Annotated in this window: 13 protein-coding genes; 12 read left to right on the forward strand and 1 reads right to left on the reverse strand. The window is 67.1% G+C overall.

The features are described from left to right. Positions 1–129 precede the first annotated feature (129 nt). The 6 genes from BUF17_RS11040 to BUF17_RS11065 all read left to right on the forward strand — a co-directional run bounded on the left by BUF17_RS11040 (position 130) and on the right by BUF17_RS11065 (position 6,714). On the forward strand, positions 130–1,641 hold the full coding sequence (locus BUF17_RS11040; RefSeq protein ID WP_073628618.1) for a sugar ABC transporter ATP-binding protein: 1,512 nt from the start codon (positions 130–132) through the stop codon (positions 1,639–1,641). Further along, positions 1,638–2,636 (forward strand): ABC transporter permease, encoded by a 999-nt coding sequence (locus BUF17_RS11045; RefSeq protein WP_073628620.1) that lies wholly within the window; start codon positions 1,638–1,640, stop codon positions 2,634–2,636. Before BUF17_RS11040 ends, BUF17_RS11045 begins: the two co-directional genes overlap by 4 nt. Positions 2,637–2,785: 149 nt before the next feature. Next, positions 2,786–3,730, forward strand: a complete 945-nt coding sequence (locus BUF17_RS11050) for an ABC transporter substrate-binding protein (RefSeq protein ID WP_073628622.1) — start codon at positions 2,786–2,788, stop codon at positions 3,728–3,730. 293 nt (positions 3,731–4,023) lie between these two features. Beyond that, the gene (locus BUF17_RS11055; protein ID WP_210215434.1) at positions 4,024–4,899 is read left to right on the forward strand and encodes a metal ABC transporter solute-binding protein, Zn/Mn family; all 876 of its coding nucleotides are present in this window, start codon (positions 4,024–4,026) and stop codon (positions 4,897–4,899) included. 41 nt (positions 4,900–4,940) lie between these two features. Further along, a complete protein-coding gene (locus tag BUF17_RS11060) occupies positions 4,941–5,864 on the forward strand; it encodes a metal ABC transporter ATP-binding protein (protein ID WP_073628624.1) in 924 nt (307 codons plus the stop codon). Beyond that, a complete protein-coding gene (locus tag BUF17_RS11065; protein ID WP_073628626.1) occupies positions 5,851–6,714 on the forward strand; it encodes a metal ABC transporter permease in 864 nt (287 codons plus the stop codon). Before BUF17_RS11060 ends, BUF17_RS11065 begins: the two co-directional genes overlap by 14 nt. A 117-nt stretch (positions 6,715–6,831) precedes the next feature. Here BUF17_RS11065 and BUF17_RS11070 read toward each other — a convergent pair whose 3' ends face one another. Further along, on the reverse strand, positions 6,832–8,160 hold the full coding sequence (locus BUF17_RS11070; protein WP_073628628.1) for a dicarboxylate/amino acid:cation symporter: 1,329 nt from the start codon (positions 8,158–8,160) through the stop codon (positions 6,832–6,834). Positions 8,161–8,474: 314 nt separating this feature from the next. Here BUF17_RS11070 and BUF17_RS11075 point away from each other — a divergent pair, with 314 nt between their 5' ends. The 6 genes from BUF17_RS11075 to BUF17_RS11100 all read left to right on the forward strand — a co-directional run bounded on the left by BUF17_RS11075 (position 8,475) and on the right by BUF17_RS11100 (position 18,266). Further along, positions 8,475–10,451, forward strand: a complete 1,977-nt coding sequence (locus BUF17_RS11075) for a sensor histidine kinase (RefSeq protein WP_084564483.1) — start codon at positions 8,475–8,477, stop codon at positions 10,449–10,451. After that, positions 10,448–11,833, forward strand: coding sequence for a sigma-54-dependent transcriptional regulator (locus BUF17_RS11080; RefSeq protein WP_073628630.1), 1,386 nt, complete (start codon positions 10,448–10,450; stop codon positions 11,831–11,833). The genes BUF17_RS11075 and BUF17_RS11080 overlap by 4 nt, the downstream gene beginning before the upstream one ends. 186 nt (positions 11,834–12,019) lie before the next feature. Beyond that, positions 12,020–12,967, forward strand: coding sequence for a ribokinase (rbsK, locus tag BUF17_RS11085; protein WP_073628632.1), 948 nt, complete (start codon positions 12,020–12,022; stop codon positions 12,965–12,967). Positions 12,968–13,087: 120 nt separating this feature from the next. Continuing rightward, a complete protein-coding gene (locus BUF17_RS11090; RefSeq protein ID WP_073628634.1) occupies positions 13,088–13,744 on the forward strand; it encodes a TetR/AcrR family transcriptional regulator in 657 nt (218 codons plus the stop codon). A 197-nt stretch (positions 13,745–13,941) separates the two neighbouring features. Beyond that, positions 13,942–15,141, forward strand: a complete 1,200-nt coding sequence (locus BUF17_RS11095; RefSeq protein WP_073628636.1) for an efflux RND transporter periplasmic adaptor subunit — start codon at positions 13,942–13,944, stop codon at positions 15,139–15,141. 14 nt (positions 15,142–15,155) lie between these two features. Further along, the gene (locus tag BUF17_RS11100; protein WP_073628638.1) at positions 15,156–18,266 is read left to right on the forward strand and encodes an efflux RND transporter permease subunit; all 3,111 of its coding nucleotides are present in this window, start codon (positions 15,156–15,158) and stop codon (positions 18,264–18,266) included. Positions 18,267–18,343 lie beyond the last annotated feature (77 nt).

The following is an 18,343-nucleotide window of genomic DNA, read 5'->3' on the forward strand; positions in this document are numbered from 1 at the left end:
TCGACCGCCGACGCCGCCGAAGAGCGACGTGGCAGGGAGGCGACGACAGTGACCATCGTAACGGATCCGCCGTATGCGGCGGAGCAGGGCAGGCCGGGTCGTTCTCCGGGTTCGGAGGCAGCCGCCCCCGTGCTCCAGGCGCGCGGCATCTCCAAGTCCTTCGGCCCGGTCGAGGTCTTGAGCGGCATCGACCTGTCGCTCGAGGCCGGCACCGTTCATGCGGTGATCGGTGAGAACGGCGCCGGCAAGTCGACGCTGATGAAGGTCCTTTCCGGCCATCTCGCGCCGACCGAGGGGACCATCGCAATGGACGGAAAGCCGGTCCCGCTCAACGGTCCGGTGGACGCGGAGCGCCACGGCATCGTTCTGGTGCATCAGGAGATATTGCTCGCGCCACATCTGACGGTCGCGCAGAACATCTTCATGGGCCGCGAGCTGCGCCGGGGGCTCGTGCTCGACGACCGGCGCATGAACGCGCTCGCAGCCGAGGCGGTCCACAATCTCGGCGCCGACATCGCGCCGACGACGGTGGTCTCGCGGCTGTCGATCGCCCAGCGCCAGCTCGTGCAGATCGCCCGCGCGTTGCAGGTGCCCCATCGCGTCGTGATCTTCGACGAGCCGACGGCCTCCCTTACGCCGGTCGAGACCGAGGCGCTGATCGCCGTCATCCTCGACCTGAAGGCCAAAGGCGTGGCGGTGCTCTATATCTCGCACCGCCTCCCCGAGGTCGCGGCCATCGCCGACGAGGTCACGGTCCTCAGGGACGGCAAGCGCATCGCGACACGCCCGGCCGACGGCATCTCGCCGGAAGAGATGGCGCGCCTGATGGTCGGCCGCGACATGGCGAACCTTTATCCGCACCGCCCGGACGAGGATGCCTCTGCGCCGGCCGTGCTCGCGGTGCGGAACCTGACCGTGCCGGGCTGGGCATCCGACGCGACGTTCGAACTGCGGCAGGGCGAGATCCTCGGCTTCGCCGGACTGATCGGTGCCGGCAGGACCGAGTTGATGGAGGGCCTCGTCGGCCTGCGGCCGACACATGGCGAAATCCAGGTCGACGGCAAGCCGGTCCATTTCGCGGATGCCCGCGATAGCATGAAGGCCGGCATCGTCTATCTCAGCGAGGACCGCAAGGGGAAAGGGCTGCTGCTCGGCCAGCGGCTCGGCGTCAACCTCACGCTTGCCGCGCTCGACCGCTTCCGGAAGGGCTTCCTGATCGACCGGTCGAAGGAAGAATCCGGCCTCACTCAGGCGATCAAGGCCTTCGACATCCGCGCGAAGCGACGCGAGATGCTGGCCGGCCAGCTTTCCGGCGGCAACCAGCAGAAATTGCTGCTCGCCAAGATGATGCTGCTGGAGCCGCGGATCGTGATCATCGACGAGCCGACGCGCGGCATCGACATCGGCACCAAGCAGCAGATCTACCGCTTCATCGCCGACCTGGCCGCGGGCGGAAAAGCCGTGATCGTGGTCTCGTCTGAGATGCAGGAACTGATCGGTCTCTGCCACCGCATCGTGGTGATGCGCGGTGGCCGGATCGTGGGAGAGGTCTCCGGCGAGGCGATGACCGAGGACGAGATCGTCGTCTACGCCACCGGCGTCAGGACGCAGGACAACCCAACAGCCGAGGCCCGAGCATGAGCGACGTCGCCACTTCCAAGCCCTGGCGGAAATGGGCCGATCTCGATCTGCGCGCCGTCGCCCCGTTTGCCGCACTCGCGGTGCTGATGGTGCTCGGCACGCTGGTGAACCCGAGCTTTCTCGGCATCGAGAACCTGACGAACGTGCTGACGCGGTCGGCCTTCATCGCCATCATCGCCGTCGGGGCGACCTTCGTGATCGCGTCCGGCGGACTGGACCTTTCGGTCGGATCGATGTCGGCGCTGGTCGCCGGCACCATGATCCTGTTCATGAACGCGGGCTTCGTCGACGGCGGCATCGGTGCGATTGCCACGGCGATGGCATTCGCGCTGGTCGTCGGCGCGGTCTGCGGGCTGGCGAACGGGCTGACGATCACCATCGGACGTATCGAGCCGTTCATCGTCACGCTCGGCACGATGGGCATCTACCGTGCGCTCACGATCTATCTCGCCGAGGGCGGTTCCATCGCGATGAAGTCGCAGGAACTGCGCGCGCTGTATCGCCCGGTCTATTTCGGATCGGTGTTCGGAATTCCGATCCCGGTGCTGGTGATCGTTGCGGTGGGAATCGTCGGGGCTTTCCTGCTCTATCGCACGGCGTTCGGCCGGCATGTGGTGGCAGTGGGTTCCAATGAGGATGTGGCGCGCTATTCCGGCATTCCCGTCAACCGGGTGCGGACGCTGACCTATGTGATCCAGGGCATCTGCGTGGCCATCGCCGTGCTGGTCTATGTGCCGCGCCTCGGCGCCGCCACGCCGACGACCGGGCTTTTGTGGGAATTGCAGGCGATCACGGCCGTCGTCATCGGCGGCACGGCGCTGAAGGGCGGCGTCGGCCGGATCTGGGGCACGATCTGCGGGGCCGTCATCCTGGAGGTCGTCGGCAACATCATGGTGCTGTCGGATCTCGTCAGCGAGTACCTGATCGGCGCGGTGCAGGGCGCGATCATCATCATCGCCATGCTTGTGCAGCGCTCGCTGTCGCGGCGGCCATAGCACGGGAGAAAATCCGCGCGCGGAACGGGGCGGCCGCGCGGGGCGCTGACAAGCCTCGAAGACCGAAGACCGAAGACCGAAAACCACACAATGAGCGGGCGGGTCGGGGCAATCCGCGGCAGCCGTCCGCCGAACGGGGAGAAAGCGAAATGCGCAAGTTGGTTCTTGGCCTTGCGGCGGCAGCTCTGCTGGCGGCCGGCGGTGCGGCCGGTGCTCAGGAGAAGAGCGTCACGATGGCGGTCTCCATTCCCGCCGCCGACCACGGCTGGACGGGCGGCGTCGTCTTCCATGCGGAGCGCGCCAAGAAGATCCTCGAGGAGCGCTATCCGGGCCTGAAGATCATCGTCAAGACGTCGCCGGACGGGGCGTCCCAGGCGAACGCACTGGAAGACCTCACGACTCAGGGCATCGATGCCCTCGTGACCCTGCCGCACAATTCAGACGAGCTGACCGACCCGATCCGTCAGGTGAAGGACAAGGGTGTGTTCGTCACGGTGGTCGACCGTGCGCTGTCCGATCCGACGATCCAGGACCTCTACGTCGCCGGCAACAACCCGGAACTCGGCCGCGTGGCCGGCGAGTACATCAAGGAGAAGCTCGGCTCGGGCGACGTCGTGGTGATCCGCGGCCTGCCGATCGTGATCGACGAGGAACGCCAGAAGGGCTTCGACGAGGCGATCGCCGGCAGCAACATCAAGGTTCTCGACCGGCAGTTCGGCAACTGGTCCCGCGACGACGCCTTCAAGGTGATGCAGGACTACCTTTCCAAGTACCCGAAGATCGACGCGGTGTGGTGCCAGGACGACGACATGGCCGTCGGCGTGCTGGAGGCGATCAAGCAGGCGAACCGCACCGACATCAAGTTCGTCGTCGGCGGCGCCGGCATGAAGGACATGATCAAGCGCGTCGCCGACGGCGACACGATGATCCCGGTCGACGTGCTCTATCCGCCGGCGATGATCGCAACCGCCATGGAGCTGACGGCGTCCAATTTCTACGATCACATCCCGACCCGTGGCCGCTACATCCTGGATGCGACCCTGGTGACGAAGGACAATGCGGCCGAGTTCTATTTCCCGGATTCGCCGTTCTGATCCCCAGCGCCGGCGCAAGCCGGCACGACTCAAGTCCGACGATGAAAGCGAGGCTCCGGTTCGTCCCGGGGCCTCGTTCCGTTCCGGAGGGTCGATTTGGCTGTGTTGACGAGTGTTATATTATAACATAACAATCGCGGCCGCGGCATGAGCCCACCCGTGCGGACGTTGGCGTTGCGCAGGGAACACGGGCTCCAGCATCTGGAGTGGCATTCGGTCGGGCGCCGGCACCCGACCGGAATCCCATCCAGGCCGTTCCGATGAACCGACATCGAAGACAAGGGTCTGCGAACATGAGAAAACTGCTTCTGGCGGCGGCTGCCGCCACGGCCTTGGCCGCGCTTTCCGGCAACGCTCTGGCCGCGGAGAAGATCAGCGTCGTCGCCGCCGAGAACTTCTACGGCGACATCGCCAAGGAAGTCGGCGGCTCTCATGTGGACGTGACGAGCATCATCTCGAACCCGGACGACGATCCGCACCTGTTCGAGGCCAGTCCCTCCACCGCGCGTGCGCTCGCCGACGCCGCCATCGTGGTCTATAACGGGGCGGACTACGATCCGTGGATGGGCAAGCTCTTGTCGGCTTCGCCGAACCCGGAACGCGCCGACATCGTCGCCGCCAAGCTCACCGGACACAAGGACGGCGACAACCCGCACCTCTGGTATGATCCGGCGACGGCGCCGGCCGTCGCCGCGGCGATCGCGGCGGCGCTGGAGAAGAAGGATCCCGAGCACGCCGCCGACTACGCGGCCGGCCTTGCCCGCTTCGACGGTTCGCTGACGCCGGTCAAGGCGAAGATCGAGGAGATCAAGTCGCGCTACAAGGGCGTGGCCGTGACCGCGACCGAGCCGGTGTTCGGCTACATGGCGGAAGCACTCGGCTTCGAGATGCGCAACATGGCCTTCCAGAACGCCGTGATGAACGATGCAGAGCCGACGCCTTCGCAGGTCGCGGCGTTCGAGAACGACCTGAAGAGCGGTGCGGTCAAGATTCTGTTCTACAATTCCCAGGTGACGGACAGCGCGACGGAGCGTCTGCTCGCCATCGCCAAGCAGGGCGGCGTTCCGGTGGTCGGCGTGACCGAGACGGCACCCGCCGGCAAGACTTTCGCCGCGTGGATGCTCGGCGAACTCGATGCGGTCGAGGCCGCCCTGAAGCACAGTTCGTGACCGGGGGCTGTCGAGGCCGCGAGCAAGATGGACGTTCGTGAATGAGTGCCGTCGTTTTCCGCGATGTGGCTCTCGATCAGGGGGGGCGCCGGGTTCTGTCCGGCGTCTCCTTTGTCGTTGAGCCCGGACAGTTCGTCGGTGTGCTCGGCCCGAATGGGTCGGGCAAGACGACGGTGATGCGCGCCATCGTCGGCCTGCTGCCGGTGACGGCGGGGTCGATTTCCGTGTGCGGCGCCCCGGTGCGCCGGGGCAACCCGGCCATCGGCTACGCCCCGCAGCTGAGGCGCACGCTGGCCGATGCCCGGTTCACCGGGTTTGAAGTCGTCCTGTCCGGCGCCGGTGGCGAGCGATGGGGCTGGCCCTGGGCCAGCAAGCGCGACCGGGCTGCAGCCTGGTCTGCCCTCGAGCGCGTTGGCGGGCTGGACCTTGCCGGCCGGCCGGTCGGAGAGATGTCGGGCGGTGAGCGGCAGCGCCTCATGATCGCGCAGGCGCTTCTCGGCGAGCCGCGCCTGCTTCTGCTCGACGAGCCTCTCGTCAGCCTGGATCCGGCGCGCCAGGCCGACATCGTGGCCCTCGTGGCCTCGATTGCGCGCGAGCGCAACATCGCCGTGCTGTTCAGCGCCCACGAGGTCAATCCGCTGGTCGGAGCCATAGACCGGGTGCTTTATCTCGCGCGCGGTCATGCCGCGACGGGAACAATCGACGAGGTCGTGACCGGGCCGGTGCTGTCGCGGCTCTACGGTTCGTCGATCGATGTCGTCCGGGTCGACGGCCGGATCTTCGTCATGAGCGGCCGCCACGACGTCGAGCGCGGCGAACATTGCGGCCATGCCCATTCCCATGAGCACGCGCACGGTGCGCATTCGCACGGGCACGATCACGGTCCGGCGGGCGTGCTTTCCAGTCCCGGCTCCGCCTCGGTCGGACATCAACATCGCGAGCGGTCGCCCCATGCTGAACTATGACTTCATGGTCAACGCCTTCCAGGCGTCGGGCATCGTCGCGGTGCTCGCCGGGGCGGTCGGCTATTTCCTCGTGCTGCGCGGGCAGACCTTCGCCGGCCATGCCCTGTCCCATGTCGGTTTCGCCGGTGCCACCGGCGCCGCGCTGTTCGCCGTCTCGCCCTTCGTCGGCATGACGGGCTTCACCGTTGTCAGCGCCATCGGGATCGGGCTGCTCGGCGACAAGGCCCAGGGCCGCGACGTCGCCATCGGCCTCGTGCTGTCGATGTCGCTCGGGCTCGGGCTTCTGTTCCTGCACTTCTATACGGCCTATGCCGGCCAGGCGACGGCGCTGCTGTTCGGCAACGTTCTCGGCGTCTCGCGCAGCACTGTCGCGACGCTCGCCGTGATGGCGCTCGTCGCGCTGGCGGCGCTGGCTGTCGTGCTGCGGCCGCTCGTGTTCGCCAGCCTCCAGCCGGAGGTCGCGGAAGCGCGGGGCGTGCCAGTGCAGGCGGTCTCGGTCGTCTTCCTGGTGATCGTCGCCGTCGCGGTTTCCGAAGCGACGCAGATCGTCGGGGTGCTGCTCGTGTTCGCGCTCCTCGTCGGTCCCCCGGCTGCAGCGATGCTGCTGACGGCGCGCATCGGCTGGGGTGTCGCGCTGGCCGCGGCGCTGGCCTTGCTCGAAGCCTGGGGCGGGCTCGTGCTCGCCTATTATACCGACTGGCCGGCCAGCTTCTGGATCACGCTCCTGTCCGTGGTGGTCTACGGCTTCGCCCGCCTCACCCGCCGGCTGCTGCCCGCCGCCGGCCGTGCGCCCGTCGCTGCACGGTTCGGCGAAGACGACCTTCCGGATGGCATCCGCTCGGAAGTCTGACCGGAACGAGGTGCGCAAACCGGAAAAGGCCGGCAGGGGCGTTCGCGCGCCACGGCCGGCCTTTCGCTTTTTCCTCAGGAAGAGGGGACGTCCCTCAGGGCGGTGTGACCTCGCGGATCATTCCGCCAGCAGCGGCCGCTCGGTCTCACCGGCGAGGATCGGCTTGCCAGCGAGGGCGCTCGCGAGGCTCGCCCTGTCAAGCTCGCCCTCCCAGCGGGCGACGACGATGGTCGCCACCGCGTTGCCGATGAAGTTCGTCAGCGCACGGCACTCCGACATGAACCGGTCGATGCCGAGGATCAGCGCCATGCCCGCGACCGGAACGGCCGGAATGACCGACAGCGTGGCGGCAAGCGTGATGAAGCCGGCGCCGGTGATGCCAGCGGCGCCCTTCGAGCTCAGCATAGCGACGAGCAGCAGCAGGATCTCGTCGCCGAGTGAGAGTGGCGTGTCGGTCGCCTGGGCGATGAACAGCGCCGCCAGCGTCATGTAGATGTTGGTGCCGTCGAGATTGAAGGAGTAGCCGGTGGGGACCACGAGGCCGACGACGGACTTCGAGCAGCCCGCACGCTCCATCTTGTCGATCAGGCTCGGCAGCGCGGCCTCCGAAGACGAGGTGCCGAGGACGAGCAGCAGTTCCTCTTTCAGGTAGCGGATGAGCGCGAGGATCGAGAAGCCGTTATAGCGCGCGACGAGGCCGAGCACGCCGAGCACGAAGATCAGTGACGTCAGGTAGAACGTGCCGATCAGCATGGCGAGGTTTGCGATGGAGCCAATGCCAAACTTGCCGATGGTGAAGGCCATGGCGCCGAACGCGCCGATGGGGGCTGCCTTCATCAGGATCGCGACGAGGCGGAACATCGCGTTCGACAGCGACTGGAGCACGTTCAGCAGCGGCTTGCCGCGCTCGCCGATCATGCCGAGGGCGATGCCGAACAGCACCGAGAAGAACAGCACCTGGAGAATGTCGCCGGACGAGAACGCCCCCACCACGGTCGAGGGGATGATGTTCGACAGGAAGCCGACCAGCGATTGCTCGTGCGCCTTGGCGGCATAGTCGGCGACCGCCTTGGCGTCGAGGCTCGCCGGATCGATGTGCAGCCCGTAGCCGGGCTTCACGAGGTTGGCGACCACGAGACCGACGATCAGCGCCAGCGTGGAGAAGGTAATGAAATAAAGCATCGCCTTGCCGGCGACGCGGCCGACCTTCTGCAGGTCGCTCATGCCGGCGATGCCGGTGGTGACGGTGAGGAAGATGACCGGTGCGATGATCATCTTCACGAGCTTGATGAAGGCGTCGCCCAGCGGCTTCATCTGGGCGCCGATCGTGGGGTAGTAATGGCCGAGCGTCACGCCGATGGCGATGGCGACCAGCACCTGGAAATAAAGGTGCCGGTAGAATCTGCGGGGCTGGCGCGGCTGTGCGGTTGGGATCGTGGCTACCATCGGACTGTCATTTCCTGCCCAGGGAGCCCGGCGTGTGTCGGCGGTGTGCCGCCGTACACGATCGAGGGCTCATGTTTCGCTTCGGGTTTGTGGGCGGCGTCTCGCGGGTGAACCCGCATGAGCCTCCTGACAAACCCAGAGCAATGCCCGTGCCAGCGTCGGCGGCCTTCTGTGATCCGATTTAAATCGTTGAATTAAAAGATATTTTCACTTTCTGGTATTTCTGGCGGGCTTTGAATTTGTGTGGAAATCCGCACGCTCATGCGGTAGAACAGGCGGAAAGACGCACCGAGCCAGGAGGAGGCCGGACGGAGATGCCGGATCGCGGGGACGCCGGGGCGGCGCAGAGCGCTTCCGTCCCGCCAGCAGTGGACGACGGGGCGGACCTGCGCGCGTCACACGCTGTGTCCCCGTTCCTCGGCAAGGCGCGATGGCTGGCCGTCGCCGCAGTCGCGCTGGTGGCGGGGATCGCGGCCGGCCTTGGCGTTCATCAGGTCGTGCTGTCGCGCGAGCTCGCCGCGCTTCAGAACCGGGGGCGCGAGGCGGCGACGCTGAGCGCGCTGCTGCTGCAGGGCGAACTCGAAAAGCAGCGCGCCGTGCCCCTCGTGCTTGCGGAAGACCCCGACGTGCGCGCCGCGCTGCGGGCCCCGATCCAGGCGCGGGTGGAAGCGCTCGACATGCGGCTCGAAGCGCTGGCCGCCGAGACGCGGGCGAGCGTGATCTATCTGCTCGACGCCCGCGGTGTGGCGATCGCGGCCAGCAACTGGCGCCGGCCGGACAGCTTCGTCGCCAGCGACTATTCGTTTCGTCCCTATTTCCAGCGTGCCGTCGCGGACGATGCGACCGAATACTTCGCTCTCGGAAATGTCAGTCTTCGGCCCGGACTCTATCTCGGCCGGCGGATCGAAAGCGCCAACCGTCTTCTCGGCGTCATCGTGGTCAAGGTCGAGTTCGATGCCATCGAGCAGGGCTGGCGCGAACTCAGTGCGCCGGTGTTCGTTACGGACCCGCGCGGTATCGTCCTCATCACCAGCGTGCCGGAATGGCGCTTCGATACCGATCGGCCGCTCGATGATGCGGTGCGGGCGGAGATCCGGGCGAGCCGGCAGTTCGGGGCCTCACCCCTCGAACCCTTGCCGCTTGGCCCGCCCCGGCAAAGCGGCGGCCAGGCATTGGTCGCGCTGGAAGGAGCGAAGGACCGCCCGCGCGAGCGCTTCCTCGAAGTCGCGGTGCCGGTCGCGACCAAGGATTGGATGCTGCACGTGTTGATGCCGGCCGACGGCCCGGGCCGAAGGGCGTCTGCCGCCGGCTGGGCGAGCGCGGGCGCCGTGTGCGCGGTGCTGTTCGGCGCCGCGGGGATCATCGTCCGGCGGCGCGACCGCGCCCGCGCGAGCCGAGAGGACGAAGCGCGAATGCGCGCGGAACTGGAGGCCCGCGTGCGGGAGCGGACCGCCGCGTTGAGCGCGGCCAACGGGCTACTGCTCGACGAGATGGAAGAGCGGCGCCGCGCAGAGGCCTCTCGCGAGGTGCTTCGCGACGAACTGCGGCAGGCGAACCGCCTCGCCACCCTCGGCCAGATCGCCGCCGGTGTCGCCCACGAGATCAGCCAGCCCGTCGCCGCCATTCGCACCTATGCCGACAATGCCGAGACCTATCTGGCGCGCGGCGACATGCCGGGTGCCCGGCGCAGTGTCGGCACCATCGCCGGCCTGACGGAGCGGATCGGAGCGATCACGGCGGAACTGCGCGGCTTCGGCCGCAAGGCGCCGACGGAAACCCAGGAGGTTTCGATCCGGCAGGCCATCGACGGCGCGCTGCTGCTGGTTGGGCACAGGCTGCGGGCAGGCGGCATCACGCTGAAGGGACCGGTCGGCGACAGCGACATCGTGATCATCGCCAACCGGGTGCGACTGGAGCAGGTGCTGGTCAACCTGCTGCAGAACGCGATCGACGCCCTGGCGGACCGCACCGACGGCGCGATCGAGATCGGCCTTTCCATCGAGGAAGACGCTGTGCCGGAACAGGCCGCGCGGCCGTCCCGCATGGCGATGATCATCGTCGCCGACAACGGGTCGGGGCTGGCGCCGGAGATCCTCGGGGCCCTGTTCACGCCGTTCTCGACGACGAAGCCGAAAGGCCTCGGGCTTGGCCTCGTCATTTCCCACGATATCGTCAGCCGGGCAGGGGGCACGCTTTCCGCCTTCAACCGGCCGGAGGGAGGCGCCGTGTTCACGGTCCGCCTCCCGCTGACGCCGCCATTGCAGGCGGCTTTGGTGGAGGCCGCGTCATGAACCCGTCCCGTTCCGCGTCGGCCGTGCCGGAGGTCGTCGTATTCGTCGACGACGACGACGACCTGCGTGCAGCGAATGCGGAGAGCCTCGCGCTGGCAGGGTTCGAGCCGGTGCCGTGCGCATCCGGGGAGGAAGCGTTGCGGCATATCGGCCCGGATTTCGCCGGCGTCGTCGTGACCGACATCCGCATGCCGAAGATGGACGGCCCGGCCCTGTTCCGTCGCATCAAGGCGATCGATCCGGATATTCCGGTGCTGTTCATCACCGGCCACGGCGACGTCGAGACCGCGGTCGCGGCAATGCGCGACGGTGCATACGACTTCGTCACCAAGCCGTTCGCGGCGGAGCGTCTGGTGTCGTCCGTCCGCCGCGCACTGGAGAAGCGCCGGCTAGTGCTGGAGAACCGCCGGCTGCGCCATGCCGTGGAGGCGGCGGCCGACGATTTCCCGCTGATCGGCGAAACGCCGGCGATGGAGCGTCTTCGGCGAACCCTGCGCCACGTCGCGGCGGCCGATGTCGACGTGCTGGTGACGGGCGAGACCGGATCGGGCAAGGAGGTGGTGGCCACGGCGCTGCATCGCTGGAGCCGGCGCGCGCGCAAGCCATTCGTCGCGCTCAATTGCGGCGCCCTGCCGGAGACGGTGATCGAGAGCGAACTTTTCGGCCACGAGCCGGGCGCCTTCACCGGAGCCCAGCGCCGCCGCATCGGCCGCATCGAGCACGCGAGCGGGGGAACCCTGCTGCTCGACGAGATCGAGAGCATGCCGCTCGCCTTGCAGGTGAAGCTGCTGCGCGTGCTCGAGGCGCGCGAGGTGACGCCGCTCGGAAGCAACGAGGTGAGGCCCGTGGATATTCGGGTCATCGCGGCGACGAAGGCCGACCTGGCGGAGCCGAAGGCGCGCGAGACCTTTCGCGAGGATCTGTTCTATCGCCTCAATGTCGTCAGCCTGCGCATTCCCCCGCTGAGGGAGCGGCGCGCGGACGTGCCGCTGCTGTTCGCCTATTTCCTCGGACGGGCGGCGACCCGGTTCGGGATCGATCCACCTGAGGTCGGCGACGGCGTGCGGCACCACCTGCTCGCCCACGACTGGCCGGGCAACGTGCGCGAACTCGCCCACTTCGCCGAGCGCGTCGCCCTCGGCCTCGGGGAAACCGGCGAGGCGTCGCACGAGGTCGATTCCGATGCTCCCGCCGCCAGCCTGCCGGAGCGGGTGGACAGGTTCGAGGCAGACCTGATCCGCCGGGAACTTGAGGCGAACAGGGGCGATGTCCGTGCCACTGTCGAGGCGCTGGCGATCCCGCGAAAGACGTTCTACGACAAGCTGAAGCGGCACGGCATTCGGCAGGCGGACTATCGCCGCGACCCGGATGGCGAGGCGTAGAGCATGTCCCGTCCGGATCGACGCGATCCGAACGGCAAGGATATGCTCAAGCTGCCAAAGCCCGGGTGCTGCGGATTCGGCCGGATGGTTCCGATCCGGCCGGCTACTCCGGGGCGCTGCGGCGGGACGTGTCGCGCCTTTGGGCGCCACGGCCTCAGAACAACGAGAAATCGCGGGAGGGAATCCATGGCTCAGCGCATCGCCGTCGTCGGCAGCAACAATGTCGATCTCATCACCTACGTGAATCGCATTCCCGGACCCGGCGAGACTCTGGAAGCGCCGAAGTTCCAGATCGGCAACGGCGGCAAGGGCGCCAATCAGGCGGTTGCCGCCGCGCGCCTTGGTGCCGACGTCCTGATGGTCTCCAAGGTGGGGGACGACCTGTTCGCGGACAGCACGGTCGCCAACCTTGCCGCCGCCGGCATCGATGTGCGCCATGTCGGCCGGGCGGCGGGCGTGTCGAGCGGAGTCGCGCCGATCTTCGTCGAGCCGTCGGGCGAGAACCGCATTTTGATCGTCAAGGGCGCGAACGACGTGCTGTCGCCGGCCGATATCGATGCGGCGGCGGAGGATCTCTCCCGGTGCCGCCTGATCCTGCTTCAGCTCGAGATCGCGATCGAGACGGTCTATTACACGCTCGATTTCGCGGCCCGCCATGGCATCGAGGTTCTTCTCAATCCAGCACCCGCCTTGCCGGATCTCGACCCCGCCAAGGTCTCTCTCGCGACCTTCCTGGTTCCTAACGAGAGCGAACTCGCGATCCTGACCGGTCTGCCGACCGGCACGGAGGACGAGGTGGAGGTGGCGGCTCGCGCGCTGATCGCCAAGGGCAACCGCACCGTGATCGTGACGATGGGCGCGCGCGGCGCGCTGCTGGTGACGGCGGACGGCAAGGTTCATGTGTCCTCGGTGCCTGTGACTCCGAAGGACACGACCGGGGCGGGAGACGCCTTCATCGGCGCGTTCGCACGTTACTATGTTGACGGGTTCGATCCGGTGGCAGCCGTAGAGCGCGCGGTCCGTTACGCCGCCGACTCGATCACGCGGCTTGGCACGCAATCCTCCTACGCGACAGAGGCCGCTTTCGAGGACCTGCTGACACGGGAGGGAGCGCTTGCGGACGCAGAAGGCTGATCGCCGCCCAAGCGAAAGATAAGTGATGAATTTTGAATATCGTCACTTATAATATCCGATTATGCGCGGGGAAACGGACAGCGGTGCGGCAAGCACCCCCATGCCAAGGCTGGACTGATCATGAGTAGAGTGACGCGCAATGCGGCTTCGCCGGACGACACCCGCGCCCGGATCATCGAAGTCGCGGAAGAGAGTTTCCGTCGGGTCGGTTACGCCAAGACGACCGTTGCCGACATCGCCAATGCCTTGGAGATGAGCCCGGCGAACGTCTACCGCTTTTTTCCGTCCAAGGCCGCGATCAACGACGCGATCCTGCAAAGGACTCTCGCGGAGATGGAGGAGATCGCCTGGAAGTGCGCGCGCGCCGATGAGCCCGCGCTCGACCGCATTGAGGCGATCGCGCTCGGCATGCTCCGCTTCAATCACAACAGCCTGATGCACGAGCGGCGCGTGCACGATATGGTGACGGCCGCTTTCGACGAAAACTGGCCTTCTATCAATAAGTTCATCGAACGTTTTGTGACATTGATAGAGGGCGTCATCCGCGACGGAATCGCTAAGGGCGAACTGATCGCCGTCGATCCCGGCGAGACGGCGCATGTCCTCAAGATGACGCTGGTCCGGTTCATGCACCCGGTGGTGGTGTCTCAGTGCTGGAAGGAAGGCGACGACCCTGAAGCGGACCTGAGAATGCTGATGCGTTTCCTGCGTCGTTCCCTCGGCAACCGCCCGCCTGCCAAAACGCCGGCCCGTCCGGTTCAGCAGCGCCTGCTCTGATCGCGTCCGTTTCTCGGCCAATCTTTCCCCTTCCGACCGCCGCCTTCGCTGGTGAGGCCTGCGTTTCGTGACCGCGTGGCCCATCGGCAGCGCCCGAACCTGGGCCAGAGGAAGATTTATGTTTTTAAAGTGACGAATTTCAATTATCGTCAGTTCATATTTCGCTGTCGTGAATCGTGATTATGGGATCCTCTGCCATGGTGCGGAACTCCGCCATCTCGCTCGGTGTCGTCGGGCTCGCCCTCGCCGTGGCGGCCTGCAAACCGGAACAGGTGGCCTCGAAGCCCGATCCCGTGGTGCGCGTCACCACCGCCTTCTCCGCGCCCGATGCGGAGGTGCGCAGCTATACCGGCGTGATCCGTCCCCGCACCGAGATCGCCCAGGCCTTCCGCGTCGGCGGCCGTGTCGTCGAGCGGCTGGTGGATGTCGGCGATACGGTGAAGCAGGGTCAGGTTCTCGCCCGTCTCGATCCGACCGATTTCGCGCTTTCGGTCGAAAGCGCCGAGGCCGAACTCACCGCAGCGCAGTCCGCTCTGGTGCTCGCCAATGCGGAGGAAGGCCGCTTCGAGGAACTGCTGAAAGGCGGCCATACCAGTCAGGCGTCCTACGACGCCCGCAAGGTCGCTCTCGACGAGGCGAGGGCGAGGGTCGACCGCGACGAGCGTGCGCTCGATCTCGCCCGTAACCAGCTCGGCTATGCGGTCCTCACCTCCAATGTCGACGGCGTCGTCACCTCTGCCACCGTCGAGGCGGGCCAGGTCGTCGGCCAGGGCCAGGAGATCGTCAAGGTCGCCAAGCAGGCCGAGCCCGCGCAGGCGGCAGGCGGGACGGCGGCGGGCGGCTCAAAAGGGGCCGAGAAGGAGGTGCTGGTCGCCATTCCCGAAAGCCGGCTCGCCGATCTCGATCGTTCCGCCGCCACCGTCACGCTGTGGGCGGATGGCGGGCGCCAATATGCCGCCACGGTGCGCGAGATCGCGCCGCAGGCCGATCCCGCGACCCGAACCTATGCAGTGCGCTTCTCGCTGCCGGATGCCGACGACGCCGTCCGGCTCGGCATGACGGCGACGCTCGCGCTCGCCAGCGGCTCCGACCGGCCGGTCGTCCGCCTGCCGTTGTCCGCCGTGTTCAGCGTGGGCGAGGGCGCTGGGGTCTATGTGGTGAAGCGCGATCCGGAGGAGACCGGGCACGGCGTGCTGGCGTTCCAGCCTGTCGAGATCGTGCGGTACGGCTCCAACGAGGCCGTCGTCACCGGCGTGCCCCACGGCGCGGCCGTGGTGGCCATGGGCGCGCGCCGCCTGGAGAACGGCGAGCGTGTGCGCTTCGAGGCATCCGCCCAGTCCGCCCCGCAGCCGGATGCCGCGGCCGCGGCAACGCCCGGCCTGGCCTCGCGGTCGTGACGGGGGACGGGGGCATGGGTCGTTTCAACCTCTCTCATTGGGCCGTCACGCACCAGCCGCTGGTGCTGTTCCTGATGATCCTGCTGTCGTTCGGCGGCGTGCTCTCCTATTTCAACCTCGGCCGCGCCGAGGAGCCGGATTTCACCGTCAAGATCATGATCGTCTCCGCGCAATGGCCCGGCGCCACGGCGGAGGAAATGCAGCGCCAGGTTGCCGATCCGATCGAGAAGGTGCTGCAGGAGATTCCCCATTTCGACAAGGTGAAGACCTATTCGCGGCCGGGCAGCACCTTCATGCAGGTGCAGTTCAAGGACGATACGCCGCCCAAGGACGTGCCGGCCCTGTTCCTGCGGGTGCGCGACCGCGTCTCCGACGCCCGCGCCAGCCTGCCCGCCGGTGTCATCGGCCCGTTCTTCAACGACGACTTCGCCGACGTGTCGTCCACGCTCTACATGCTGACAGGCGACGAGGGCGTCTCTGCGCGGACCCTGAAGGATGAGGCGGAGGACATCCGCCAGCAGCTTCTCCGCGTGCCTGACGTCGCCAAGGTGCTGTTCTTCGGCGAACAGGACGACCGGATCTATGTCGAGTTCAGCCACACCAAGCTCGCGACGCTCGGCATCACGCCAGACCAGATCTTCGCCTCCGTGGCGCGGCAGAACGCGGTCGCGCCCGCCGGCCGGTTCGAAAGCAACGCCGACCAGATCTATCTGCGCGTCGATGGCGCGCTCGACGGCGAGAAGGCCGTCGCGGACGTGCCGATCTCTGCCGGCGGGCGGCAGTTCCGCCTCGGCGATATCGCCACCGTTCATCGTGGCCCGCCGGATCCGCCGACCTATCTGGTGCGGCAGCAGGGCGTGCCCGCGCTCGGCATCGGCGTCGTCATGGCGAAGGGCGCCAACATCCTCGATCTCGGCGAGAACCTGCATTCCACCATCGACCACATCCGCGCCGACCTGCCGGCCGGCCTCGAACTGATCCAGATCGCCGATCAGCCGAAGATCGTCGAGGAATCGGTCGGCGAGTTCGTCCGGGTGTTCATGGAAGCGCTGGTGATCGTGCTCGGCGTGTCGTTCCTGTCGCTCGGCATCAGGACCGGCATCGTGGTCGCGTTCGCGGTTCCGCTCGTGCTCGCCATCACGATCATGATCATGGATTTCATGGGCCTGTCGCTGCAGCGCGTCACGCTCGGCGCGCTCATCATCGCGCTCGGCCTGCTCGTCGACGATGCCATCATCGCTGTCGAGATGATGGTGGTGAAAATGGAGCAGGGCTTCGACCGCATTGCCGCGGCGAGCTACGCCTGGACCTCGACCGCCTTTCCGATGCTGACGGGCACGCTCGTCACCGCGGCCGGCTTCATGCCCGTCGGCCTGTCCCAGTCCTCCACCAGCGAATATGCCGGCGGCATCTTCTGGGTGGTCGCCATCGCGCTCCTGGTGTCGTGGGTCGTGGCGGTGGTGTTCACGCCCTATCTGGGCGTCAAGCTTCTGCCGAACTTCAAGGCCCACCACGGCGATCCGAATGCCGTCTACGACACGCGCGTCTACCGCGCCCTCCGCCGCGTGGTGGCGTGGTGCGTGCGCCATCGCATCGTGGTCGTGCTGGCGACGCTGGCGCTGTTCGCCTCCGCGATCTTCTCGATGCGCTTCGTGCAGCAGCAGTTCTTCCCAACCTCGGCCCGTCCGGAGGTGATCATCGAGGTCGCGACCCCGCTTGGAAGCGCCTTCGGCACCACCGACGCGGCCGTGAGGAAGATCGAGAAGCTGGTGGCGGCCGACGACGAGGTCGAGACCTACACCTCCTATATCGGCTCCGGCGCCCCGCGCTGGATGCTCGGGTTCAACCCGGAGCTTCCGAAGGAGAGCTACGGCGTCGTCATCGCCTATGCCAAGGACTTCCACGCCCGCGACAGGGTGATCGAGCGGCTGAGGGCCGAGGTGGGCGACGGCGCGGTGCCGGAAGCGACGGTGCGCGTCAGCGAACTCGTGTTCGGTCCGCCGGTCGGCTATCCCGTGCAGTTCCGCGTGATCGGGCCCGACCCGATCGAGGTACGCCACATCGCCGGCGCCGTCCGCAAGGTGATGGAGGCCAACCCCAACACCCGCGACGTCAATCTCGACTGGAACGAGCAGGCGAAGTCGATCCGCATCGAACTCGACCAGGATCGCATCCGCGCGCTCGGCCTGACCCCGGCGGACATCGGCTCGACCCTTCAGACGCTCCTGTCCGGCACGACCGTGACTCAGGTCCGCGACGGCATCGAACTGGTGGATGTCGTGGCCCGCGCGGTGCCCGAGGAACGGCTCGATCTGCGGAAGCTGCGCGATCTCACGATCACGACCCGCGACGGAATCGCCGTACCGCTGTCCCAGGTCGCGAAGGCCGATTTCGGCTTCGAGGAGCCGATCCTGTGGCGGCAGAACCGCGACATGGTGATCACCGTCCGCTCCGATGTTATGGCCGGGCTTCAGCCACCCGACGTCTCCGCCCAGATCGAGCCGGCATTGAAGCCGATCATCGAAGCGCTGCCGATGGGCTACCGCATCGAGGCCGGCGGATCGGTCGAGGAGAGTGCGAAGGCGAATACGGCGCTCGCCAAGATCTTCCCGATCATGGTCGCCGTGATGTTGCTGTTCATCATGATCCAGGTTCAGAGCTTCGGGCGCCTGTTCCTCGTGATCGCCACCGCGCCGCTGGGGCTGATCGGCGCCGTCTATGGCCTGATCCTGTTCGATCGGCCGTTCGGGTTCGTGACGCTGCTCGGCGTGCTGTCGCTCGCCGGCATGATCATGCGCAACACGCTGATCCTGGTCGACCAGATCAAGCACGATCTCGACGCCGGGGTGGCGCCTTTCGAGGCGGTGATCGGATCGACGGTTCGCCGGGCCCGTCCGGTCGTTCTGACCGCGGCCGCGGCGATCCTGGCGATGATCCCACTGTCGCAGAACATCTTCTGGGGGCCGATGGCGGTGTCCATCATGGGTGGTCTGACGGTGGCGACGCTGCTCACCCTGTTCTTCGTGCCGGCCCTCTACGCGCTTTGTTTCCGCGTCCGCGAGGGGGCCGCCCCGGTGGCCGCGACGTCCAACGTCGCGGCCGAACCGAGGCTCGCCGCCGAATGACATCTCCGGCCGGCCTCGACATCCGCGTCGCCGCGCAATAACGAGGTGATCGGGGCGGCGCCGGGATCTGGCCCGGC

The organism is Pseudoxanthobacter soli DSM 19599, from assembly GCF_900148505.1.
Lineage (GTDB): Bacteria > Pseudomonadota > Alphaproteobacteria > Rhizobiales > Segnochrobactraceae > Pseudoxanthobacter > Pseudoxanthobacter soli.

Bases quoted from the DNA above. Each gene is read 5' to 3' on its own strand.
- BUF17_RS11045 (WP_073628620.1), top strand. From the start codon at position 1,638: ATGAGCGACGTCGCCACTTCCAAGCCCTGGCGGAAATGGGCCGATCTC.
- BUF17_RS11090 (WP_073628634.1), top strand. From the start codon at position 13,088: ATGAGTAGAGTGACGCGCAATGCGGCTTCGCCGGACGACACCCGCGCC.
- BUF17_RS11080 (WP_073628630.1), top strand. From the start codon at position 10,448: ATGAACCCGTCCCGTTCCGCGTCGGCCGTGCCGGAGGTCGTCGTATTC.
- BUF17_RS11050 (WP_073628622.1), top strand. From the start codon at position 2,786: ATGCGCAAGTTGGTTCTTGGCCTTGCGGCGGCAGCTCTGCTGGCGGCC.
- BUF17_RS11070 (WP_073628628.1), bottom strand. From the start codon at position 8,160: ATGGTAGCCACGATCCCAACCGCACAGCCGCGCCAGCCCCGCAGATTC.
- BUF17_RS11095 (WP_073628636.1), top strand. From the start codon at position 13,942: ATGGTGCGGAACTCCGCCATCTCGCTCGGTGTCGTCGGGCTCGCCCTC.
- BUF17_RS11065 (WP_073628626.1), top strand. From the start codon at position 5,851: ATGCTGAACTATGACTTCATGGTCAACGCCTTCCAGGCGTCGGGCATC.
- BUF17_RS11100 (WP_073628638.1), top strand. From the start codon at position 15,156: ATGGGTCGTTTCAACCTCTCTCATTGGGCCGTCACGCACCAGCCGCTG.
- BUF17_RS11060 (WP_073628624.1), top strand. From the start codon at position 4,941: ATGAGTGCCGTCGTTTTCCGCGATGTGGCTCTCGATCAGGGGGGGCGC.
- BUF17_RS11055 (WP_210215434.1), top strand. From the start codon at position 4,024: ATGAGAAAACTGCTTCTGGCGGCGGCTGCCGCCACGGCCTTGGCCGCG.
- rbsK (WP_073628632.1), top strand. From the start codon at position 12,020: ATGGCTCAGCGCATCGCCGTCGTCGGCAGCAACAATGTCGATCTCATC.
- BUF17_RS11075 (WP_084564483.1), top strand. From the start codon at position 8,475: ATGCCGGATCGCGGGGACGCCGGGGCGGCGCAGAGCGCTTCCGTCCCG.